The sequence below is a fragment of the Bogoriella caseilytica genome, assembly GCF_003752405.1.
GTDB classification, from domain to species: Bacteria; Actinomycetota; Actinomycetes; order Actinomycetales; family Actinomycetaceae; genus Allobogoriella; species Allobogoriella caseilytica.
In genome coordinates, this window is sequence record NZ_RKHK01000001.1 from 1,343,941 (window position 1) to 1,365,345 (window position 21,405).

Genomic DNA, 21,405 nt, shown 5'->3' on the forward strand with positions numbered 1-21,405 from the left:
GAAGCCTGTTCGCGCCCAGCGAGCAGTTCGGGCTGACCTATCTGGTCATTGCGCACGACAACGGACCCGTTGGTGGAGGACACCCGCGAGCGGGTGCTGCTCTCCGGCGACCTGCCTAGCCCGGCCAACCCGCCGAGCGGCTGCAGCTTCCACACCCACTGCCCCTGGCGCCAGGCCACGCGCTGCGACGAGGAGCGGCCGCAGTTGCGCACGGTGGAGCTCCCCGGAGTGCCCGGAAACCACCGCGTGGCCTGCCACTGGGCTGAGGACATCGAGGCCGGCAAGATCACCGCGCGCGAGGTGACGCCGCAGGCCACGGATCCGACCGAGGAGCAGGGCGACGGCGCGGTGGCGGGGACGGCGAACACGGTGGCTGAACTGGGGTGAGGTGCGCGCCGGGTGGGGTGCAGCTGCGCGTCACCGTTGAGCGTGCCTTCACCGGGCACTTTCGTGGACGAGTCTTACGGGACGGCGCGCGCGAGTGGTGGCCCGAAGCGGCTTGATGGCACGGGTCGACCCGTTGAGGGTTCGTCTTACGGGACGGCGGGACTGTAGAGCGATCCCCCTATGAGGCACTACCCGTACGGTCGCCAAGCATCCACCTCATCGAAGACATAGGGACCATGGGTGCGGCCCTGGTGCAGCTGAGCACACCATTGCGCACCCACATTCTGAGTGGTTCGGAGGAACCACTCAGCGCGCAGTGTGGCGATAGTCGGTGCCGCGGACCGGACGTCCGACACGCCGCTGATGGGAACTTAGAGACCCGCCGGAGCGAGCAGACGGTTGATGGAGTTCCACGCATACTCCTCACCCAGGGACGCGGGCGTGGAGCAGCCCGCACACGTGGCGGCTCCGACGACGGCAAGAGCGCCGGCGACATATCGCCCGAGCAGACGCATGACGGCCACACTAGCCGTGCTAGCTCGTGCGGTGAGTGGCTCTCTGAGTCCTGGAGAAAGTCAACGAAAGGCGCCTCATACTTCGGCATGGCAGTCCTCGTCGGCCTTGTGCTTTTCACCGCGAACAGCATTACTCGAATTTCGTCGCCATCTCCCTGTCACCCATGCCGCAGAGAATGCGCCCCCTATCCCCCCACGCCGAGAGTCACTAGGGTCGGCACATGGGGCACTTAGCGCACACCGAGCCAGCGCCGTTGGCGCCGAGCTCTGCTGACGCACGGCAGACCGCCCCTCCAGGAGCCTTCAATCTCATTCTCCGCGCCCTCATTGCGATCGGCCTGATCGCAGGGTGGGTGCAGTTGAGCCAAACCCCCACATATCGCTCTGTGGAGGATCTTCTCTGGGCACTCGAGGCGGGTGAGGTCACCCAGATCACGATGGAACGGCCATCGGCCGACAGCGAAGGGAGCTTCCCGGTCGAGTGGGAGGGGCCGGGCCGGCCTGCCTACTCGTCCTATCCGTACAACTCGGAGGGAATGCCAGTCACCGACTCGATCTCCGATGCCCCGGAGGCGCCCGACGGGTTCGCCGACGCTGACCACCGGACGAGAATCCTTGAGGCGGCCTCACGGGCCGGGGTGCCGGTGATCGAGCGAGACATTGACACGGACCATGGCGGCTTCCGGCTGAATTACGCCGTCATCGCCTCGCTGGCGGCATGTCTGCTGCTCGTCGCCGGTCCGCAACCGCGCCTGGCCACCAGGTGGGCATGGTTCTGGCTCGGCGTGATCGTGCCGGTCGCCTGGCTCGTTTTCGTCGTGCTCGAACCCACCCCGTGGGGGCGCAGCGAGCCGTCGCCACCGCGGAGCCGGCGGCTCACCGGCGGATGGGCTCTTCTCTTGGCGCTCGCGCTGGGCGCGATCCTCACGTCGAACCCGTGGTACCGGGACCTGTTCCCGCCGTAGCCCCCGCGCCGTCCAACCACGTCAGGATCTGCGCAGCTGCCTCGGCAGCGGTGAGCTGGCTGTTGTCCAGACGCAGGTGCCGGTGCTCGGCAAGCAGCCGCGCGCCCGGCAAGGAGCCGCCGGAGTGAGCGCCACCATCGGTGTTCATCACGAAGCGTTCCATGTCGCGGACGTTGGCGTCCGACCACGTCACGTCCCGCTTGGAGCGCTTCTCCGCGAGGCGCAGTTCTGTCCGGTTCCTCTCGAGGCGCGTCTCCAGATCCGCAGCGAGTTCCACGAACGCCACCTCCGCGCCCCGGATGACATAGGGGCGTATGTACGTGGCCAACTCATCGGCGTCGTCCTGCTGTTCCAAGCCCCAGACGAAGGTGAGCAGCAGATCCACCTCAGCTGAGGCGGCCTCCTCCACGACCTGGGTCCGCCACTGGCTGATGAGCCGCTCGAACGGAGGACTTCCGTACTCGAAAACCTCCAAGAGCGGTTCGATCAACGTGTGGTTGTGGAACAGCCGGCAGTCACTCCGTTCGGCGATCTCACGCCCCACGGTCATCTTGCCGACGGCGGGAGGACCGAAGAGGACGAGGAGGCGCATGCAGGGACTCTGCCACGACACCCACGCCCCGTTCCAGGCTGGTTCAGCCGCGCTGTCCTCCTCGAAGCGCATGGGGTTGTCCGAGCCCGTGTGTCACGAACGTCAGTCAGTGAGCCGGCGCCCGAGAACTGCGACGTCAGATGTCTCGTACCCGATGGCCTCGTAGAATCCGATGCTCGCCAGGTTGTCATTGCGGACCATCAGCTGGATCTTCGGGATGCGCCGATCACGCACCCATTCCTCGCACGCCCGCATCATCTCCCGCGCATGCCCCTCTCCCCGACGCTCCAGGGTGACCGCGAGGTAATACACCCACCCGCGGTGACCGTCATGGCCCACCATGGCGGTGGCGATCAGGCTGCCTCCAGAGTCGTAACCTCCCAGAACAGTGGAGTCGGGGCCTGCCATGGCCCGGCTCAAGTCAGCACGAGCATCGTTCCAGGGCCTGGTCAGCCCGGCAGCTTCCCAGAGTGCGAGCGCGGGCTCATAGTCGGAGATCTCGAGAGGCGTGATGTGCACGCTTCTCACTGTAGGAGGGGCCCGCTCGCGCCTCCGGGGCACTCGCCCCGTGCAACGGTTCGATCCAGGTGCTCACCGGGAGGCCGGTAGCACGGCGCGTGCCAGTGCCTTGCCATGGTGGTTGAGGAGTACCGCCTTCTGCGCGCGCCCCCCGACCCAGGCCACGACCACCCGCCCGTGCCACGGGACGGGAATCTCCCGGTCACCCACCGCGACCCGGGTGACCTCGGCGTTGACCCGGATCGTGCTGTAGTTGATCCACCGCCCGAGGGGGTGTCGGAAGCTCCTGGCGTAGCCATCCAGGGTCCCACCGCCGCCTTCCAGCGCGAGCACTCGGGGATCGACGCTGGGTGTTCCGAGTAGTTCCTCAGGGAGCTCGGCGGGTCGGTGCTCGAGTGCATCATCCGCTTCGGGACCGCCACCACCGCCGAGCAGGTGCCACTCGCCGCGATAGTGCGTGAGCGTGTGGGTCTCGATGACGTTGAGTCCCACACTTCTGCGCACGAACAGCGTGACCGCGATGTCACCGGCGACGTCGACCGCGAGCGCGGCATGCCGGCGCCGCCGGCTCAAGCGAGCGACCGGCGTGAGCTCACGAGACTCGATGAGCGCGATGCTCTCGGTCAGCGCGTCGTAGGCCATGCCGTCAACCTAGCTCCGCTGTCGATCCCAAGCCCTCAGCCCGAGCGCGTCCGACAGTCCGCTTCAAGCTCATTCGGCCCACCTTCCCCACCCAGTTACCAACGGTTGGTACTCTCTCCTCATGGCCCGGAACACGTCGATCAGCCTGGACGAGCACTTCCTGGACTTCCTCTCCCAGCAGGTCTCCTCCGGCCGCTATCGGTCTGCCAGCGAAGTCGTCCGCGCCGGCCTTCGGCTGCTCGAGGATGAGGAGACGCGACTGGCCTCGCTGCGCAGCGCCCTCGTCGAGGGTGAAGACAGCGGCGCGCCTGAACCCTTCGACTTCGACGCTTTCGTCGCGGCGAAGAAGGCGTGAACCAGTACCGGCTCACGCCGGCCGCTCAGCGCGACCTCTCCTCGATCTGGGACTTCACCGAGGAGCGCTGGGGCATTCCTCAGGCGGAGACCTACATCGCCGAGATCAGAGCCGCCATCGAGCGCGTGGCCGACGATCCCCGCCGCGGGCGCGCCTGCGACGAGATCCGCACTGGGTACCGTCGCTACGGCATCGGCAGCCACTTGCTCTTCTACGTCGAGAGCGCCGAGGGTGTCGACCTGGTCCGGATCCTGCACCAACGGATGGACCCGACCCGGCACCTCTGAGCGGACTCCCCTTCGCAGCTTCGTCGCATCGCACGACATCGCTGATCGCGTGCTGTGGTCGCACCTCAGCGCGCCCACCCCGCACCCCGGTCAGGAACGGGGGCACTGCGGCCGTTCGAGCCTCCGCGCGAGGTAAAAGCCGAGGGCGCCGGAGAGCAGTGCGATGCCGGCGATGGCGCCGAGCGCTGCCAGCAGATTGACGCCGTCCAGGACGACCACCCACGGCGTGAGCACCTCTTCGCGCCACAGCCCGGCCACTCTCCCTCGACCAGCAACCTGACTGTAGGGCTCTGGCTCCTGCCGGACATGTACCGGGTATGCGGGAGATCAACACCGACGCCAGTTCGCCCCCGTGCGATGCCATCATGGCGGGCGTGGCGCCGGACCAGGGGGGAGACGCGGCCGAGGCGTTCCGGCGCCTCTTTGAGTCCGTCTATGACGACCTCGTGCGCTTCACGGAGCGCCGCGCAGCTGCGGCCGCCGTGGATGATGTGGTCGCCGAGACCTTCCTCGTGGCGTGGCGGCGCTGGCACGAGCTACCCGCGGACCCGGCCGACGTCCGCCCCTGGCTATTCGCCGTCGCTCGCCACACCTTGGCCAACAGTCACCGCGGGCGCCGCCGATCCCGCGCCGTGGCCGTGCGGATCGCAGCTCAGCCCGACCAGCCGGCGGAGGACGACGCCACCGCCGTGGCGCAGCGGGTCGATCTCGAGCGCGCCTTCCGGCGGCTGTCCTCCCGCGATCAGGAAGCGCTGGCTCTCGTGGCCTGGGACGGCCTCACTCCCGCCGAGGCGGCGCGCACCCTGGAGATCAGCGACTCCGCCTTCAGCGTCCGGCTCAGCCGAGCGCGGCGGCGCCTCCGCCAGCACCTAGACTCCGGCCCTGCCGAAGGAGCGTCCCGATGACTCACGACGACCGCGACCTGCACGCCCTGCGCGTCCTGGACCCTGCCCACTCCCCCCGCCCCGAGGCCGGCCGCGATCCCGGGGCCCAAGCGGTGCTCACTCGAGTCCTCGAGACCCCGCAGGGCGAGACCCCCGGCGGCGGCGTCTCGCAGATCGGTGGCCGCCGGCGCTGGGCGGCCGTCGGGATCGCGGCGGCCGCGGTCACCGCCGCCCTCGTGATCCTGCCGCTCGGCGGGGAACCGCAGCACGCCTTCGCCACATGGAGCGCGACACCGCAGGAGGCCTCCCCCAGCGCCCTGGACGACGTCTCCGAACGCTGCTCCCCCCGTAGCACCAGCAGCATCTGGGATCGGGACGCGATCATCGCGGAGGAACGCGGCCGGGTGACCTTCGTCGTCGCCCTCACCGAGCTCAGTCTGCAGCACTGCCTCCTCGTGGACGGCGAGTTCTTCTCAGCCTCATCCGGGAATGTTCGACTGCATGGCGCTGATATCGGCGCTGACGAGGTGCAGACCTACCTGGCCGGCAGTTCCGGGAGCAGCGAGGACGCCTACTCGACCATCATGGGCCGGGTCGGCGACGACGTCATCGGCGTGGAGATCCACCCCAGCGGTTCGGCTTTCGAGTCGGACGCTCCCGCTGAGCTAGAGGCTCCGGATTCCGTCACGGCGACCGTCGACTCCGGCCACTACGGTGCCTGGTGGCCGGGCTCCAGTGAAGAGTTCGAGCTGACCATCTACTTGGCGGATGGCACGGTCCTGGAGAACGTGCCCGCCTTCGAGCACGACCGCTGAGTCGCCAAACATCCCCGGATCGGCCACTGCGATGCACCCGGAGGCCGACGCCATGCAGCCCCCGCAGTCGGTTCCGCACCCACACTAGGCTGGCGCGTTGACCGGAGACAGCCACCAGAGCAGGAGAACCACAGCTGTGAAGACCGTGTACGTCGTGACGCACCCTGAAGCGACGCACCATGTCGATGGACTCGTCGGCGGACAATTCGACTCCGACCTCACCGAGCGAGGCCGGCACCAGGCAGGCGCCATCGCGGAGGCCTTGGCGGCCCGCCTTCCCGCAGACGCCACCGTGACGGTCTCTTCCTCCGACCTGCTGCGCACCCGCCGCACCGCCGAGGCCGTCGCCGAGCGCTGGGGAACCGACGTCGTCCTTGACCCGCGACTCCGGGAGAAGTCCTACGGCGAGGCCGGTGGGCGGCCCCAGGCCTGGCTGGACGATCGCTTCATCCCACCACCCGCGGAGGGCGAGCGCATGCGCCACCACGAAGGGGTTGCCGGGGCGGAAACGAAGTGGGATCTCGCAGTACGGGTGTACGCCGCTGCCGAGGCGGTCTTCGCCTCGCCGGCCGAGCACCACGTGGTGGTCACCCACGGGATGGCCGCCACCTACCTGCTCGCCGCGTGGATCGAGATGCCGCTGGAGGCCGCCGGACGTGTCTCCTTCCGCTTGACCTCGGGCGGCATCACCACGCTGCACCGGGACGACTACTTCCACAATCACAGCATCCGCGAGCTGAACAACGTCGAGCACTTGCACCGCTGACCACGAACAGCCGCACCGACCTGGCCGTCCGAACACTGGTTACTATCGCGCGATGAGTGACCAGCCTGACCCACAGCAATGGCGGGCGGTGGTGGCCGCACTCGCGAACCCGCACGTGCGGCGTCTCTTCGCCGAACTCGAACTCAGCGCACCACTGGAGACAGCGGGCGCGGAGATGGGCGCTTCACGCAAACGGCGCGCCCTGACCACCCTGCGCAAGGCTGGCCTGGTCCGCGAGGCGGGCGGCAATACGGTCACCAATCCGGAGGTCTTTGCGCAGGCGCTGGCGAGTGCGCCTCTGCCCGAGCGGCCGACCGGGGTTGAGCGTTTCCTCAGGCAGGACGGCCGCATCGACCGCTACCCGGCCGACGCGGCCGAACGCACCGCACTGCTCGCCCTGCTGGCCTCCCGGGTGCTGGACGTCGGCGAGGTGATCCCCGAACGCGAGATCACGGAGCGGCTCACCCGGTTCACCGACGACCCTGCGGGGCTACGCCGCGCCATGGTGGATGAGGAGATCCTGGAGCGCACCCGATCCGGATCCGAGTACGCGCGCGTGGTCGACTGACGAAACGCCTCAGCCTTTGATGAAGCGGACCTTTCGATCGCCCTCGAGGAGCCAGGCCTTCTTCACCCCGAAGATGCCTGCCTTGACCTCGACCACCGCCGGGCGCGGGCGCGGCGAGCGCAGCCGGGTCTTCCCGAAGAACAGGTTGCGTTGGTCCACGACCTCGTCGTCGGAAACCAGGCGGACCCGGTACCAGAACAGTGCCCCCTGATCGACCTCGACGACCAGGTCGGTGCCGCCATGGTTCAGCGTGAACTGCTTCATGCGATAACCCCCTCGTGAATCAGCAAGCCCTCGCCCTCCACCGTGCCACGAATGACGATCTGCCTGCACGCCGGGCGCCGTCAGCGCACGCCGTCGACGCCCCCCGCCCCGGCTCTGAGGTCCAGGCGGCGCAGCACCTGGGCGTTGACGGCGACCACCACCGTCGACAGGGACATGAGGATCGCGCCGACCGACATCGGCAGCACGAAGCCGATGGGCGCCAGGACTCCCGCAGCGAGAGGGACGGCGGCGATGTTGTACCCGGCGGCCCACCACAGGTTCTGCTTCATCTTCCGGTAGCCGGCGCGCGAGAGCTTCATGACCGACAGGACCGATCGTGGATCGTCCGAGGCCAGGATGACCCCGGCGGAAGCGATGGCGACATCGGTGCCCGCGCCGATCGCGATCCCGACATCAGCCTGGGCCAGCGCGGGAGCGTCGTTGACTCCATCGCCGACCATGGCCACGGTGCGACCCTGCTGCTGCAAGTGGAGCACCTTCTCGCTCTTGTCCTCCGGGCGGACCTGGGCGAACACCTGGTCGATGCTCAGCTTCGTGGCCACGGTCCGCGCCACGGGCTCCGCGTCACCACTGATCAGCACCACCTGGACGCCGAGCTGGTGCAGGGCCTCGATCGCCTGCCGCGACTCCTCGCGGATCTCGTCGGACAGGGCAAGCGCCCCGGCCAGCTCTCCGTCAACGATGACGTGCAGGACCGTGGCGCCCGCCTCCGCCCAGGGCGCGGTCCCGGCCAGCGGTTCGACGCCGAGCTGGGACAGCAGTGCGGGCCCACCCACCTGGATCTCGCGGCCCTCGACGCTCGCGCGCACGCCCAGGGCCGGCACGGCCCGGAAGTTCTCGGCCGGCGAGATCCGCAGGTCACGGTCCGTGGCGGCAGCGACGATCGCCCGCGCGAGCGGGTGCTCACTGTCGCTCTCCGCCGAGGCGGCCAGACGCAGCACCTCATCGGCGTCCCAGCGTCCCGCACCGGCGCCCTGGGTCAACGTGGGCGTGCCGGTGGTCAGGGTGCCGGTCTTGTCGAACAGCACGGTATCCACCACGCGCATGCGCTCCAGGGCGGCACGGTCCTTGACCAGCACCCCACCTCGGGCCGCGCGCTCGGTGGAGATGGACACCACCAGCGGGATCGCGAGCCCGAGAGCGTGGGGGCAGGCGATGACCAGGACGGTGATGGTGCGGACCAGTGCGCTCTCGGGAGCTCCGACGAGCAGCCACACCGCGGCAGTGATGGTCGCGGCGATCACCGCGTACCAGAACAGCCACCCCGCCGCCCGGTCCGCCAGGAGCTGAGCGCGGCTGGTGGAGGCCTGGGCCTCGGCGACGAGGCGCTGGATTCCGGCCAGGGCGGTGTCGGTGCCCACGGCCGACACCCGCGCGCGCAGGGCGTTGTCCGTGGCCACCGTGCCGGCGACGACGCGGTCCCCCACGGTCCGCACCACCGGCTGTGACTCGCCGGTGATCATCGATTCGTCCACGTCAGCGCCACCATCAACGACCTCGCCGTCGGCCGGCACCCGTCCGCCCGGGCGGACGACGACCACGTCACCCAGGCGGAGATCACCGGCTGGGACCGTCTCGACCCGATCCCCCTCGACCCGCTCGGCCTCATCGGGCAACAGGGCCGACAAGGAGTCCAACGCGGACGAGGTCTGGGCCAGGGCACGCATCTCCAGCCAGTGGCCGAGAAGCATGATGACGACGAGGAGCGCGAGCTCCCACCAGAAGTCGAGCTCATGGGAGAGGACCCCCACGGTGGCCCCCAGGGAGGCGACGAAGGCGACGCTGATCGCCATCCCGATCAGCAGCATCATCCCCGGCTGGCGGGATCGGATCTCGCCGACCGCACCGCGCAGGAAGGGTCGGCCGCCCCACAGGTAGATCACCGTGCCCAGCACCGGGGAGACCCAGGCGATCCCCGGCAGATCGGGCACCGTATAGCCGAGGAGCGCGGCGAACATGTCGTTGGTCAGCACGGTGGGGACGGCCAGCACGAACATGATCCAGAACAGCCGACGGAACATCCCCACGTGGTCCCCATGCCCGGCATGCCTGTCGTGCCCCTCGTGAGCAGCCATGGCCGTCTCGTGCCCCTCGTGCGTGGGCATGGCGGTCTCGTGCGCGTCGTGCTGATCCGGTGCAGTACCCATGCGAACCCCTCTTTCGGACGCCGTCGCATACCCCGCAGGGGTATCATCACACCACAGCGACGACGAGAGCGATTCCATTCCCGTCACCACGGAGGACGGACGCGACCTACCTCATGGCGATCCGCTGCTGGAGCGCCTGGATGCGTGCGCGCACCAGACGCTGCAGCCACGCCGGGTAGAGATGCACCGGCATCGCCAGGCCCACCAGCCACAGCGCGCCCACCCAGGAACCCCAGACCATCGCGGCGATCGCCAAGCCCACGCTGATCACCATCCCGGCGCTGTGGCCGATCTCCGAACGCCGCGTGTGCTGATCCAGGATTCCCAGACCTCGCCGGGTGCCATCGAACCCCCGCTCGGCGGTGACGACCCGGTTCCAGCCGATGAGGTCGAGCACCGTGCCGAACAGCTCCACTCCTACGCCCGCGTAGAGCCGCGGCTCCCAGCGCCGCACCCGTAGCCAGCCCCAGTCCGGGATCTCGCACCGATGTGGGAAGCCCAGCGCGGCCCACGCCAGCAGGAAGCCCTGCGTGACGGCAGCGAACACCGGGCCGGTGGGGCCGATGACCACCCATCCCGCAGCCACGCCACCAGCCGCCATCGCCGTGATCAGGAGGGGGGCTAGCAAGGTAGTGCCCCACCGCGCCCGATCGCTCAAGATCCGACGCCTTCTGGCCGGTCGTGTGAGGCCGCGAGCGCGACGCCGTCCAGCCACTGCCGGGCCTCGCGGGGACTGCGCAGCCGCACCAGGGTGAGATGCGGGTACTTCTCCGCCAGCGCCGCCGGGAGCCCGTCGAAGTTCTTCCGCGTGCGCCAGGCGAAGCGCACGATGTGATCCGGATTCCTCAAGATCGTCCACAGTGGCGGCTCGAGCAGGCCGACATCCCACATGGGTTCACGCCGGAAGCGGCGCCGCAGCGTCCGACGGAGCACCCGCCACATGCGCGTGCGCACCGGGTAGTCGAGCCACACCATCACCTGGGCGCGGCCGGCGGTGAGCGGGCGGACCTCGCGGTACTGGAACTCGCTCACCCATGCCTCGGTGGCCACGAACGCCGCGACATCCTCGAGGAAGCTCTCCCGCGTGGTCCATCCGGCACCCCAGTGCAGATTGTCCATCTCGTGGTGCGGGATGCCGAGCGTCTCGCTCAGCCGTCCGGCGAGCGTGGTCTTGCCGGAGCCGGAGGTGCCGGCAATGAGGATGCGGGAGGCGGCGGGCGGGAGGGGATCGTGGGGACCGAGCATGCGCACCGCGGGATTCTAGCCGCGAGACTCGGCAGGTTCGGTAAGGCGCTGCGCGCTCACGCCTTCGCGGCCTCGAGCCGGCTCAACGCCTCGCGACGTTCCTCGGCGTGATCCACGATCCGCTGCGGGTAGCCGTGGGAGTAGCCGTCCTCGTGCTTCCAGGGTTCGTGCACGGCGGCGCCTGCGAGGTGCCGGAGCTCGGGCACCCAGCGCCGCACGTAGTCACCGCGCGGGTCGAACTTCTGGCCCTGCAGCACCGGGTTGAACACCCGGAAGTAGGGCGAGGCATCCGTGCCGGTGCCCGCCACCCATTGCCATCCGTGGTTGTTGGAGGCCAGATCGCCATCGGCCAGATGCTGCAGGAAGTGCTTGGCGCCGTGCGGCCACCACAGGTGCAGGTCCTTGGTCATGAAGCTCGCAGTGAGCATCCGCACGCGATTGTGCATCCATCCCTCGCCGAGCAGCTGCCGCATGCCGGCATCCACCATCGGGAACCCGGTGCGGCCCGCACGCCAAGCGTCGAACTCCTCCCCCGGCTCCTCGTAGGGCATCGCGCGTAGCTGATCCCCGTAGTCCTGCCACGCGGAGGCGGGATGGTGCCAGAGCACGTCCGCATAGAACTCCCGCCACGCGAGTTCGGCCTGGAAGCGGGTGAACGACTGGCGGGCGGCGGGGCTGCGGTGCGGGGCGGCGTCCTCGAGATCGGCGAGCAGAGTGCGCGGGTGGACTGTGCCGAACTTCAGCCCGATCGACATGCGCGAGGTGCCGTCGAGGTCGGGGCGGTCGCGCGCCGCGTCGTAGTCGTTGATGGGTTCCTCGAGGAACTCCTGCCATCGCTTGAGTGCCTGGGGCTCAGCCGCCCACTCCAGGCGAGCGTCGGTCTCGCGCTCCTCCGGCAAGTCCTCGCTCTCGATGCTCCGTACCCAGCGCCAGCGCTCGGGCATCTGCGCTGGCGCACGCCACCCGTGTTCCCGCCAGGCCCGGAAGAACGGGGTGAAGACGCGGAAGGGATCGCCATCGCCCTTGCGCACTCGGCCGGGCGAGACGGCATAGGGGGTGCCGGTAGGCACGAGCGGGACGTCGAACTCTTCCAGGGCGCGCGCCACCCGCGCATCGCGCCGCCGCCCGCCGGGAGTGGTCTCCCCCGAGATGTGCACCGCGCCCGCATCGACCTCGCGCACCAGCTCGGGGATGATCTGCTCCGGGCTGCCGCGTCGGATGACGAGCGCACCGTCGGTGGCCGAGCGGAGCGCTTCCAGCGCCAGCCGCAGCGCCTGGGAGCGCGGCACACCCGCGCCCTCGAAGGCCGGGTCGATGATGAAGAGCGGGAGGACGTCGCCCGCCGCAGCCGCGGCGGCGAGAGCGGGATGGTCGCGCACACGCAGATCGCGCCGGAACCACACAATCTGGGCGGGCATGTGGCCACTGTATGCGCCGCGTCTCGCAGGCACCTGGGGAGCGCAAGTCCTGGCTACGCCACGGGCAGGTCTTCGATGCGCAGATCGAAGGCGTTGACGATCGCCTCGGCGAGTGCAGACTCCTGCGGTTCACGGAGAAAGCCGACCGTTCGGCCCAGCTTGCTCGCCGGAATCGTCACAATGTTGTCGCAGGAAATCACGGACTCGTGATCGAGCCCGTTCTCCCGCCCCACCCGGACCTCGACGCTCAAGCCCTTGATGGTGCTCATGATCGGTGCGACGGTCACCTTGGTCATGGCCCGCAGCACACGGTCGCGGGTCAGCACCACTACTGGCCGGGTCTTGTCGAGTTCGGCGAGGCAGATGGCACGCATCAGTCGGGCGGGGGTACAGGAAGGTCTGCCAGCGCGCCGAGATCCGGGTAGTCCCCCTCGCGCAGGTAGATCTCGGCATCCTGCTCGGCAAGTATCTGGCGCCGGTAGCGGCGCAGAGCCTTGGTGACGACAGCAGCACGCGAGGCCTCTCCTGCGGCAACGCGTGCGTCCACGTACTCGACCAGGTCATCGGGAAGCCGTACGGCGATCTGGGTGGTCACAACCATGATGGTACCAATCTGGGATTCACGAGGTCTCGGCTCACCGTGGCATGCGCACCGCGCCTAGACCGGGCTTCACCGCATCACTGTCGCCGTTCGCACCTACGCTGGGGGCATGGACCTGGCAGATGTGCGCCGTCTGGGCGAAGCGCTCCTCGCCGAGCACGGGCCCGCCGGATGGGCCTTCGCCCTCGATCACGCGAAGCGGCGCGCCGGGTTGTGCCGCTACGACAAGAAGACCATCTCCGTCTCCCGCCACCTCATGGCGCTCTACGACGAGCCGCGCGTCCGCGACACGATCCTGCACGAGATCGCACACGCCCTGGTGGGCCACGAGCACGGGCACGACGTCGTCTGGAAGCGCACCGCCGAGACGCTGGGCTGTTCCGGTGAGCGGCTCGTCGACATCGAGGCACCGAAGCTCCCGGCGCCCTGGCAGGGCACCTGCCCCGCCGGACACACCTACGAGCGCCACCGCCGCCCCACACGCGCAGCGTCCTGCACGCGTTGCGACCGCGCCTTCAACCCCGCCCACCTGCTGAGTTGGACCTATCGCGGCACCCCGGTCGAGCCGATCGTGGTTACCCCGGCCCCGCGCCGTCGCTCGGTTCGGCGCCGGATCAACGCGAGAGGCGGGCGCTGAGCTCCTCGAGGAGACCGTCGGCTCCGCGCTCGACGGCCGCGAGAGTGTCGTAGAAGCCGGCCTGCGTGCCGTACCACGGGTCGGGCACGTCCAGCTCCTCGCCGCTCAGCGACTGTGCCTCGGCGTCCGCCTCGCGCCAGAGCCGGATCTCGGCGCTGCGCTCATCCTGATCGATCTCGGCGCGGCGCCGCAGGGCCCGGGCGTGCTGCTGCGTCATCGCGAGCGCAAGGTCGTACTCGGCCAGCTCGTGGGGGGCCACCTGGTGCGCGGCATGGTCGGGAATCGGGTAGCCGTGCTCGGCCAGCACGCGCTGGGCCCGGTCGTCGATGGGGTTCCCGCGTTCCTCGTCGCTGATCCCGGCTGAGGCCACCTCGACTGCGTCGTCCAGCCCGGCGGCCTTCAGCCGTTCCACCAGCACCACCTGCCCCATCGGCGAGCGGCAGATGTTCCCGGTGCACACGACCAGGATGCGGAAGGGGCGGTCCGGAGAGGAAGACACGCACCCCATGCTGCCAGCGGGCTGAGCGGGCCGCGATTCATCCCAGAAAAAACCGTGACAGCGGCCCGAGAGCGGATTTAGTGTGGCAGCACACAGGAAGGGAGGTGGTCCAGAAGTGATTTCTCTTCGGACGCGTGAGGTGGCTACCCGCTAGCCCGTCAATGGACGGACCGCACGGTTCTTCTTCTGATGGGAGCGAGAACCAGGTGGTCACCGGAGCCCGCGGGGCCGTGGACCCGTCCGCCACGGAAGCCGGCCAAGACCGGCACCCCGCGGGCTCTTCCATGCCCGCATGGCCTGCGTGCCGATAGCGTCGGCATCGTGAATCAGGCGCGCAGCTGGAACCAGGACCTCTCCTTCGCCGGACGGCGCACCACCGTTGAGGGCGTGAACCTCCCCGCAGCCAAGGACCAGGACCGATACGGCGTGGCCACCGACTGTGTCGTGGTCACCGACGGCGTCACCCCGCTGGACCCGGCCGGCGGCCCGGCCGTGCAGCGCTTCGCCGCGGACGTCGTCGCCACGGTGCTGGCCGGTAACGACCGCGAGCTCCCCGGCCTGCTGCGCGCGGCGGTAGCGCAGAACCCCGGCGGCGCTCCGGGTGCCGCGCCGGCCTGCACGCTGGGCGTGGCCCGCGCCGTCCGGGCGGCCGCAGGCACACGGATCGAACTGGCAAGCCTGGCCGACACCGCCGTCTACGTCCGCCGGCGCGATGGCTCACTCCTGACCTGCCTGGACGATCGAGTGAGTGGCGCCGAGGCGCGCACCACCGGCATCTTCTACCGGGCCCTGCTCGACGGGGCGAGCCCCGAGCAGGCCCGCCGCGCCGTCGCCACGGGTTCCGGCGGGCGCCGCGCACAACGCAACACCCCCGGTTCCTACTGGGTGCTCGCCGACGAGCCCGCCGCGGCCGACGAGCCAGTGGTGGTCCACGTCGATCCCGCGGACGTGGAGACCATGCTGGTCTGTTCCGACGGTTTCAGCCGCGCGTGGGAACTACTCGGCGTGCTGGCCGGCCCCGAGGACGCCCTCGAGGCCGGCCGCACCTTGGCGGAGGTGACGGATCAGATCCGCACCGCCGAGCTCTGGCGCTCACGCTCTCCCTGGCCGCTCTTCGGTGGCCCGGACGACATCACCGCCCTACGCCTGCAGTTCTGAGCTCAGCCCAGTTCGCGGGTGTGGGTCAGTTCGCGGTACCAGTGGTAGCTGTCCTTGGGGATGCGCGTACCGGTGGGGTAGTCCACGCGGATGATGCCGAAGCGCTTGGAGTAGCCGTAACCCCACTCGAAGTTGTCCATCAGCGACCACACGAAGTACCCGCGCAGGTCGGCGCCCTGGTCGCGGGCGTCCAGCGCGGCGCGGATGTGGCGGTTGACGTAGTCGATGCGCTTCTCGTCGTGCACCGCGTAGCCAGTGGGAGTCTCGGAGTCCTTCACCACCTCGTCGGCAAAGGCTGCGCCGTTCTCGGTGATCATCAGCGGCACATCCGGGTACTCGCGGTGCAGCCGCAGCAACAGCTCGGTCAACCCCGCGGGCTCGATGTTCCAGCCCATCTCGGTGTACGGGCCCTCCGAGGGCAGGAACTCGACGTCGTGGCAGCCCGGCCAGGGGCTGTGGCCGACGTCCTTGTGCCCGTCGTTCATCTGGCGCGGCGTGGTGCCGTCCCAGTGGGCGACCTTCGCCGTGGAGTAGTAGTTCACGCCGAGCACGTCCAAGGGCTGCTTGATGATCTCCGCGTCGCCGGGCTGCACGAAGGACCAGTCGGTCAACGTGGCAGTGTCGGCGATGACGTCCACTGGGTAGCTGCCGTCCAGCAAGGGCTGCAGGAACACCCGGTTGGCGACGCCGTCCACCTTGCGCACCGCCTCCGCGCTGTTCTCGCCCTCGCCGCGGAAGACGTGCAGGTTCAAGGTGATGGAGTACTTCGGGTCACCGGTCGACGTCGCGCGCAGGGCCTGCAGGGCCAGGCCGTGGGCGAGGTTGAGGTGGTGGACGGCCGCCAGGGAGGCGGCCGGCTCGGTGCGGCCGGGGGCGTGCGCCCCGGAGGCGTAACCCAGGTAGGCCGAGCACCACGGCTCGTTCAGGCTGGTCCAGGTGTCCACGCGGTCACCGAAGTGCTTGCCGAGGATCTCGGCGTAGTCACCGAAGGCCTCGGCGGTCGAGCGCGCCGGCCAGCCGCCGGCGTCCTCCAAGGTCTGCGGCAGATCCCAGTGGTAGAGCGTGGCCACGGGCGAGATGTTCCGCTCCAGCAGGCCGTCGATGAGGCGGTCGTAGAAATCGAGACCGTTCTTGTTCGCCGGGCCGGTGCCGGTGGGCTGGATGCGGGGCCAAGCGATGGAGAAGCGGTAGGCGTCCAGGCCCAGCTCGGCCATGAGGTCGAGGTCTTCCTCGAGCCGGTGGTAGTGGTTGCAGGCGACGTCACCGGTGTCGCCACCCAGAGTCTTGCCCGGGGTGTGGGAGAAGGTGTCCCAGATCGACGGGCCACGCCCGCCCTCGGTGGCCGCACCCTCGATCTGGTACGACGCCGTGGCCGAACCCAGGACGAACCCCGCGGGCAAAGCCCTGGACTTATGCGCTTCACTCATACTTCTCACTCCTTCGTGTTCGGATGCAGGACGGCGGTGCGATGCTGCGCGGCCACAGGCTCCTCGCCTGCCAGACGTGCCCGGAAGGGCTGGTCGCCGCTGGAGGTCACGTGGACGCCATCGTTCTCGCGGTTGACCGTGAAGACCGTGACCTCACCGGTTCTCGGATGGGTGACCCGGGCTGCTCCGTCCCCCTCGCCCGGGTAGACGGTGACCATCGCTCCCTCAGCGTAGTCGTGCTCGAAGGACTCGGCTCCGGGGGCGGTGACGAGCACGGCGCCGTCGCGCACCCAGAGGGGCAGGGAGTCGAAGTCGTGGCGCTCCCGGCGCCACGCTCCGCCCTCGGCGCGCTCCCCGGTGAGCAGGTGGGTCCACCCCCCGTGGGGCAGGTAGTACTCGACGTCGCCGACGGCGGAGAAGACCGGGGCCACCAGCAGGTCCGGTCCGAGCAGATACTGGCGGTCGAGGTTCTCGGTGGCCGGATCCCCCGGGAAGGCCAGCGCCATCGGCCGCATGACCGGTGTCCCGTGCTCGTGAGCGGCCAGGCCGGCTTGGTGGAGGTAGGGCATCAGTTCACGTTTGAGGTGGGTGAACTGTCGGGTGACCTCGACTGCGCTCTGCCCGGGGGCCTCATCGCCGCGGTCGAAGCTCCACGGCACCCGGTAGGACTTCGAGCCGTGCAGCCGCGAGTGTGAGGACAACAGGCCGAAAGCCACCCACCGCTTGAACACGGCCGGATCGGGGCTGCCCTCGAAACCGCCGATGTCGTGGCTCCAGAAGCCGAAGCCGGACAGTGACAGCGACAACCCACCGCGCAGCGATTCGGCCATGGAGATGAAGGTGGAGGAGTTGTCCCCGCCCCAGTGCACCGGCAGCCGCTGCCCGCCGCTGGTGGCGGCGCGCGCGAAGAGCACCGCCTCACCGGCGCCGCGTTCGGCCTCGATGGCCTCGAAGACGGCCTGGTTGTAGAGCTGGGCGTACCAGTTGTGCATGACGGCCGGGTCGGAGCCGTCATGCCAGACCACGTCCAGCGGCACGCGCTCACCGAAATCGGTCTTGACCGCGTCGATGCCCTGGCGCAGCAGGGTGCGGATCTTGCCCTGGTACCAGGCGGTCGCCTCGGGGTTGGTGAAGTCCACCAAGCCCATGCCGGCCTGCCACATGTCCCACTGCCACACCGAGCCGTCGGCGCGCTTGACCAGGTACCCGGCCTGGGCGGCCTCGGCGAAGAGCGGCGAGCGCTGCGCGATGTACGGGTTGACCCAGGCGCTGGTGTGCAGCCCCTTGTCATGCAGCCGGGCCAGCATGCCTTCGGGATCGGGGAAGGTGCGTGGATCCCACTCGAAACTGCTCCAGTCGAACTCGCGCATCCAGAAGCAGTCGAAGTGGAAGACCCCCAGGGGGATGTCCCGCTCCAGCATGCCGTCGATGAAGCGATTGACGGTCTCTTCGTCGTAGTCGGTGGTGAAGGAGGTGGAGAGCCATAGGCCGTAGGACCAGGCCGGCACGCGCGCCGGCCGGCCGGTCAGGCGGGTGTAGCGCTCCAGGACCTCGGCCGGGGTGGGGCCCTGGATGACGAAGTACTCCAGGGCCTCGCCCGCCACGGAGAACTGGACCTGCTCCACGGCCTCGGAGCCCACCTCGAAGGAGACGTGCTCGGGGTGGTTCACCAGCACGCCGTAGCCGCGGTTGGTGAGGTAGAAGGGCACGTTCTTGTAGGCCTGCTCCGAGGAGGTGCCGCCGTCGGCGTTCCACACCTCGACGCTCTGGCCGTTCTTGACCAGCGGCCCGAAGCGTTCGCCCAGGCCATAGACCAGCTCCCCGACGTCGAGACCGAGCTGGGTGTGCAGGTAGGTGCGGGCGGGCGCCAGGCCGTTCTCGGTCACCCCGGAGACGCCGGTGGGTTCGGCCGGGACGGGGGCCTGCGGGCCGAGCCGCATGTAGCCGATCGACTTGTGGCCCGAGCGGGTGAGCTCCCGCTCACCGTCGAGGAAGGTGAGGTTCCACGGCGCTCCCGGGGTGACGCGGGCCCGCAGCCCCCCGGTGACCAGCTCGCCGGCCTCGTCGTCCACGTGCACGCGGCCGTGGCCCTCCTCGGCCCCGACCAAGTCGAAGCCCGGGCTGGTGCGGGCGCCCTGATGGTGCTCGACGCGCACCCGCACGATCCCCTCCAGAGGGCTGGAGAGCGTGACCGTGAGCAGCGCGCGATTGAGGGTGTTTCCCCGGGAGGCGATCACTGCGGTGGGGGCGTGGATCACCAGCTGCTCCCCCGCCGCCGAGCGCTCGGGGGTGAGGTCGTAGGCCTCCGCGGCGTACTGGGCCTCGACGCCCGGCCGCGTGTGCCAGAACCCGTCAGTGAACTTCATGTGGTCAACCGTTCTGTATCGGTGTCGTCAGGCGCTTCCCAGTGGTGGGTGAGCGTGCCCGCCTCGGGCACCTCCACCCGCTGCCGGGTGGGGCCGAATCGCAGGATGTGGGGGCCGGCGGCCCGGGTTTCGCGGGTGGTGAGCCGCACCGTCACCGGGACGCCGTCGCGCCAGTCGATGTCGACGTTGAGGCCCGGCCGGGCCACCAGGCCGCGGACGGAGCCGGTGGCCATCACCGGCGGCAGGGCGGGGAGCAGGTGGATCTCGCCGCGGTGGCTCTGCAACATCGCTTCGCAGACGGCAGCGGGGAATCCGAGGTTCGCGTCGATCTGGAAGGGCGGGTGTGCCGCGAAGAGGTTCGGGTACAGGCCGCCGGCGTGCTGGGCGCTCTCGATGACCGGCCGGAAGAGGTACCGCAGCAGCTCACCGAAACGCGCGCCGTCGCCCAGCCGGGCACGGAGCGCCAGCTTCCAGGCCAGCGACCAGCCCGTGGAGTCATCGCCGCGCTCGTCCAGCGTGGCCCGCACCGCCGCGGCCAGGCCGGTGTCTGTCAGCGCATCCACGCCGGGGTAGACGAAGGCGAGGTGGGAGAGGTGGCGGTGCTGCCGGTCCTCGGCCGTGAGGTCCTCGTGCCATTCCTGAATGGTGCCGTCCGCGGTCACGACCGGCGGCCGGATGCGCGCCGCGGCATGGGCGGCCTCGGCCACCAGCGGCTCGTCCTGGTGGCCGAGCTGTGCGGCCAGGCGGCCCAGGAGCTCGAAGAGCTCCGTGGCCAGCGCGCGGTCCATGGCGCTGCCCACGGTCAGGGCCGCAGGGCCCTCGACGGTGAGGTAGCGGTTCTCCGGGGAGGTGGAGGGGAAGGTCACCAGGTGCCCGTCGTGTTCCTCGAGCAGATCGAGCACGAAGCGCGCCGCGCCGGTGGCCAGCGGCCAGAGCCGATCGGCCCAGTGGTGGCCCGGATCGCCGAAGTCGAGCAGCCGGCCCAGTTCGCAGGTCAGCCAGGCGCCCCCCATCGGCCAGTGGGACCAGGAGGCATCCCCGCCGGTGGGTGAGGTGAAGGCCCAGGCGTCGCTGTTGTGGTGGGCGGTCCACCCTCCGGCACCGTAGAGCCGGCGTGCGGTGTCCTGCCCGTTCCGGGCCAGAGCCTCGGTGAGGGCCAGCAGCGGCTCGGCGGTCTCCAGCAGACCGAGGGGGCCGGCTGCCCAGTAGTTCATCTCGACGTTGATGTTCAGCGTGTAGGCGCTCGACCACGGCGGCTGCATCTGCTCGTTCCACAGGCCCTGCAGCGTGGCGGGCAGCCCGCCCGGCCGGGAAGAGGCGGTCAGCAGGTAGCGGCCGTAGTCGAAGAGCGCTTCGACCAGCGCGGGATCCTGATGGGGTGCGCCCTCGAGCCGGTCGGGGTCGACCAGCTCCACGCTCTCGCTGAGCCTCAGCTCGGTGCCGCCATGGAGAGCGCGCTGAGTGCGCACGTGCTCGCGGCGCATCTGCTCGGGTCCGCGCGCCTGCGCGGCGGTGACGCGAGCCCTCGCCCGGGTGGCCGCGTGCTCAGCGGTGCCCTCGGGTGGGCGCCCCAGGGCGGTGAAGGTGGTCTCGGTGGCGAGCACCAGGTCCACCTCGGTGACGCCGATCAGCTCGATGCCGCCGTCTGCGCCACGGTGCGCCTCGCCGTCATGCCGCATCCGGGCGAGCACCGCGCCCTGGAGCGGGTCGACGCCTGCGGCCTGCCAGCGCAGCGGCGGTTCATTCGGTTCGTGACTGGGGGCGACGTCTGCAGGCAAGGTGAGCAACAGGCACAGCTCCTCGGCATCCTCCCGGCTCTCGCTCACGTGCAATGGCGAGCTGAACGCGAGGCCCAGATCCACCGATCGCTCGGAACGCACCTGATGCACCAGCACCTGCTCGGCGGCGCTGATGAAGGTCTCGTGGCACACATCGCCCAGGTGTGCGGTGTGGACCGCTTCGTGCAGGTCGAGGGAGCGGCGCACCTCGCTTCCGGCACCGCGCTGACGGATCCGGAGATCAGCGAAGGGCAGGTAGGCCTGGGAGTAGTGGTTCTGCAGCGGCTGCAGGGCCCGCTCGGCAGCGGCGGGCTCCCCGCGTGCCAGCAGGGCGCGGGCCTGCTCCCGTGCCGACTGTGCCTCGGCCTCGGTGATCACCCCGCGGCGGTGCTCGCTCGCCGGCGAGCCCGACCACGCGGTGCCGTCGTTGAGCTGCAGCCGCAGCTCCCCGGCCGAAGCGAGCACCATGGCGCCGGTGCGTCCATTGCCCAGGGGGAGGCCGTCGAGCCAGTTCCGCGCAGGGCGCGTCCATGTGAGTGTGCGAACCAT

At 69.7% G+C, this 21,405-nt stretch carries 25 protein-coding genes and 1 pseudogene; 10 read left to right on the top strand and 16 right to left on the bottom strand.

The window, feature by feature from the left end; all coding sequences use genetic code 11:
* Positions 1 to 63: 63 nt before the first annotated feature.
* Positions 64 to 387, top strand: a pseudogene (locus tag EDD31_RS15075) (oligopeptide/dipeptide ABC transporter ATP-binding protein); the annotation flags it as partial.
* Between the two features lie 371 nt (positions 388 to 758).
* Here EDD31_RS15075 and EDD31_RS14715 read toward each other — a convergent pair.
* Positions 759 to 902 (bottom strand): hypothetical protein, encoded by a 144-nt coding sequence (locus EDD31_RS14715; protein ID WP_170163209.1) that lies wholly within the window; start codon positions 900 to 902, stop codon positions 759 to 761.
* A gap of 386 nt (positions 903 to 1,288) precedes the next feature.
* Between EDD31_RS14715 and EDD31_RS06025 the strand changes: the two genes are divergently transcribed.
* Complete coding sequence (locus tag EDD31_RS06025; protein ID WP_123303363.1) at positions 1,289 to 1,867, top strand: hypothetical protein; 579 nt, start codon at positions 1,289 to 1,291, stop codon at positions 1,865 to 1,867.
* On the opposite strand, the gene EDD31_RS06030 is transcribed toward EDD31_RS06025, so the two are convergent.
* From EDD31_RS06030 to EDD31_RS06040, 3 genes are all read right to left on the bottom strand, one after another.
* Positions 1,827 to 2,459, bottom strand: coding sequence for a DEAD/DEAH box helicase family protein (locus EDD31_RS06030; protein ID WP_123305197.1), 633 nt, complete (start codon positions 2,457 to 2,459; stop codon positions 1,827 to 1,829). The genes EDD31_RS06025 and EDD31_RS06030 overlap by 41 nt on opposite strands.
* 102 nt (positions 2,460 to 2,561) lie before the next feature.
* Positions 2,562 to 2,978: a GNAT family acetyltransferase gene (locus EDD31_RS06035; RefSeq protein WP_211336067.1), complete on the bottom strand. Its 417-nt coding sequence runs from the start codon at positions 2,976 to 2,978 to the stop codon at positions 2,562 to 2,564.
* A 72-nt stretch (positions 2,979 to 3,050) separates the two neighbouring features.
* A complete protein-coding gene (locus EDD31_RS06040) occupies positions 3,051 to 3,620 on the bottom strand; it encodes a hypothetical protein (protein ID WP_123303364.1) in 570 nt (189 codons plus the stop codon).
* A gap of 121 nt (positions 3,621 to 3,741) precedes the next feature.
* On the opposite strand from EDD31_RS06040, the gene EDD31_RS06045 reads away from it, so the two are divergent.
* Together EDD31_RS06045 and EDD31_RS06050 are read left to right on the top strand one after the other, a co-directional pair.
* Entirely contained in the window at positions 3,742 to 3,975 is a 234-nt protein-coding gene (locus EDD31_RS06045; RefSeq protein ID WP_123303365.1) for a type II toxin-antitoxin system ParD family antitoxin, read from the top strand.
* Positions 3,972 to 4,262, top strand: a complete 291-nt coding sequence (locus EDD31_RS06050; protein WP_123303366.1) for a type II toxin-antitoxin system RelE/ParE family toxin — start codon at positions 3,972 to 3,974, stop codon at positions 4,260 to 4,262. The genes EDD31_RS06045 and EDD31_RS06050 overlap by 4 nt, the downstream gene beginning before the upstream one ends.
* Before the next feature lie 90 nt (positions 4,263 to 4,352).
* Here the strand turns inward: EDD31_RS06050 and EDD31_RS14720 are convergent, their stop codons facing one another.
* Positions 4,353 to 4,520 carry a hypothetical protein gene (locus tag EDD31_RS14720; protein WP_170163210.1) on the bottom strand — a complete coding sequence of 56 codons (168 nt, stop codon included), beginning with the start codon at positions 4,518 to 4,520 and terminating at the stop codon, positions 4,353 to 4,355.
* A 59-nt stretch (positions 4,521 to 4,579) separates the two neighbouring features.
* Between EDD31_RS14720 and EDD31_RS06055 the strand changes: the two genes are divergently transcribed.
* The 4 genes from EDD31_RS06055 (at position 4,580) to EDD31_RS06070 (ending at position 7,295) form a co-directional block, all read left to right on the top strand.
* Complete coding sequence (locus EDD31_RS06055; RefSeq protein ID WP_245990946.1) at positions 4,580 to 5,167, top strand: RNA polymerase sigma factor; 588 nt, start codon at positions 4,580 to 4,582, stop codon at positions 5,165 to 5,167.
* Positions 5,164 to 5,961 (top strand): hypothetical protein, encoded by a 798-nt coding sequence (locus EDD31_RS06060; RefSeq protein ID WP_123303367.1) that lies wholly within the window; start codon positions 5,164 to 5,166, stop codon positions 5,959 to 5,961. The genes EDD31_RS06055 and EDD31_RS06060 overlap by 4 nt, the downstream gene beginning before the upstream one ends.
* A gap of 136 nt (positions 5,962 to 6,097) precedes the next feature.
* Positions 6,098 to 6,727, top strand: a complete 630-nt coding sequence (locus EDD31_RS06065; protein WP_123303368.1) for a histidine phosphatase family protein — start codon at positions 6,098 to 6,100, stop codon at positions 6,725 to 6,727.
* A 52-nt stretch (positions 6,728 to 6,779) separates the two neighbouring features.
* The gene (locus EDD31_RS06070; protein WP_123303369.1) at positions 6,780 to 7,295 is read left to right on the top strand and encodes a DUF2087 domain-containing protein; all 516 of its coding nucleotides are present in this window, start codon (positions 6,780 to 6,782) and stop codon (positions 7,293 to 7,295) included.
* Between the two features lie 9 nt (positions 7,296 to 7,304).
* Here EDD31_RS06070 and EDD31_RS06075 read toward each other — a convergent pair whose 3' ends face one another.
* The 7 genes from EDD31_RS06075 to EDD31_RS06105 all read right to left on the bottom strand — a co-directional run bounded on the left by EDD31_RS06075 (position 7,305) and on the right by EDD31_RS06105 (position 12,985).
* Positions 7,305 to 7,559, bottom strand: a complete 255-nt coding sequence (locus EDD31_RS06075; protein WP_123303370.1) for a hypothetical protein — start codon at positions 7,557 to 7,559, stop codon at positions 7,305 to 7,307.
* An 80-nt stretch (positions 7,560 to 7,639) separates the two neighbouring features.
* Positions 7,640 to 9,727: a heavy metal translocating P-type ATPase gene (locus tag EDD31_RS06080; RefSeq protein ID WP_425453693.1), complete on the bottom strand. Its 2,088-nt coding sequence runs from the start codon at positions 9,725 to 9,727 to the stop codon at positions 7,640 to 7,642.
* Positions 9,728 to 9,833: 106 nt separating this feature from the next.
* Positions 9,834 to 10,355 (bottom strand): glycosyl-4,4'-diaponeurosporenoate acyltransferase CrtO family protein, encoded by a 522-nt coding sequence (locus tag EDD31_RS06085; RefSeq protein ID WP_148058879.1) that lies wholly within the window; start codon positions 10,353 to 10,355, stop codon positions 9,834 to 9,836.
* 26 nt (positions 10,356 to 10,381) lie between these two features.
* Complete coding sequence (locus EDD31_RS06090; protein WP_123303373.1) at positions 10,382 to 10,972, bottom strand: P-loop NTPase family protein; 591 nt, start codon at positions 10,970 to 10,972, stop codon at positions 10,382 to 10,384.
* A gap of 56 nt (positions 10,973 to 11,028) precedes the next feature.
* On the bottom strand, positions 11,029 to 12,390 hold the full coding sequence (locus EDD31_RS06095) for a cryptochrome/photolyase family protein (RefSeq protein ID WP_123303374.1): 1,362 nt from the start codon (positions 12,388 to 12,390) through the stop codon (positions 11,029 to 11,031).
* Positions 12,391 to 12,443: 53 nt separating this feature from the next.
* Positions 12,444 to 12,764, bottom strand: coding sequence for a type II toxin-antitoxin system PemK/MazF family toxin (locus tag EDD31_RS06100; RefSeq protein ID WP_123303375.1), 321 nt, complete (start codon positions 12,762 to 12,764; stop codon positions 12,444 to 12,446).
* Positions 12,764 to 12,985 carry a ribbon-helix-helix domain-containing protein gene (locus tag EDD31_RS06105; RefSeq protein ID WP_123305203.1) on the bottom strand — a complete coding sequence of 74 codons (222 nt, stop codon included), beginning with the start codon at positions 12,983 to 12,985 and terminating at the stop codon, positions 12,764 to 12,766. Before EDD31_RS06105 ends, EDD31_RS06100 begins: the two co-directional genes overlap by 1 nt.
* Positions 12,986 to 13,100: 115 nt before the next feature.
* On the opposite strand from EDD31_RS06105, the gene EDD31_RS06110 reads away from it, so the two are divergent.
* On the top strand, positions 13,101 to 13,628 hold the full coding sequence (locus EDD31_RS06110; RefSeq protein ID WP_123303376.1) for a SprT-like domain-containing protein: 528 nt from the start codon (positions 13,101 to 13,103) through the stop codon (positions 13,626 to 13,628).
* Here the strand turns inward: EDD31_RS06110 and EDD31_RS06115 are convergent.
* Positions 13,606 to 14,136: a low molecular weight protein-tyrosine-phosphatase gene (locus EDD31_RS06115; protein ID WP_123303377.1), complete on the bottom strand. Its 531-nt coding sequence runs from the start codon at positions 14,134 to 14,136 to the stop codon at positions 13,606 to 13,608. The two genes, EDD31_RS06110 and EDD31_RS06115, sit on opposite strands and share 23 nt — an antisense overlap.
* Positions 14,137 to 14,448: 312 nt before the next feature.
* Between EDD31_RS06115 and EDD31_RS06120 the strand changes: the two genes are divergently transcribed.
* Positions 14,449 to 15,285, top strand: coding sequence for a hypothetical protein (locus tag EDD31_RS06120; protein WP_123303378.1), 837 nt, complete (start codon positions 14,449 to 14,451; stop codon positions 15,283 to 15,285).
* Positions 15,286 to 15,287: 2 nt separating this feature from the next.
* Here the strand turns inward: EDD31_RS06120 and EDD31_RS06125 are convergent, their stop codons facing one another.
* The 3 genes from EDD31_RS06125 to EDD31_RS06135 are packed head-to-tail and all read right to left on the bottom strand — an operon-like array spanning position 15,288 to position 21,405.
* Complete coding sequence (locus EDD31_RS06125) at positions 15,288 to 16,712, bottom strand: GH1 family beta-glucosidase (RefSeq protein ID WP_123303379.1); 1,425 nt, start codon at positions 16,710 to 16,712, stop codon at positions 15,288 to 15,290.
* A 5-nt stretch (positions 16,713 to 16,717) separates the two neighbouring features.
* Positions 16,718 to 19,078, bottom strand: a complete 2,361-nt coding sequence (gene yicI, locus EDD31_RS06130; RefSeq protein ID WP_123303380.1) for an alpha-xylosidase — start codon at positions 19,076 to 19,078, stop codon at positions 16,718 to 16,720.
* Entirely contained in the window at positions 19,075 to 21,405 is a 2,331-nt protein-coding gene (locus tag EDD31_RS06135; protein ID WP_123303381.1) for a glycosyl hydrolase family 95 catalytic domain-containing protein, read from the bottom strand. The genes yicI and EDD31_RS06135 overlap by 4 nt, the downstream gene beginning before the upstream one ends.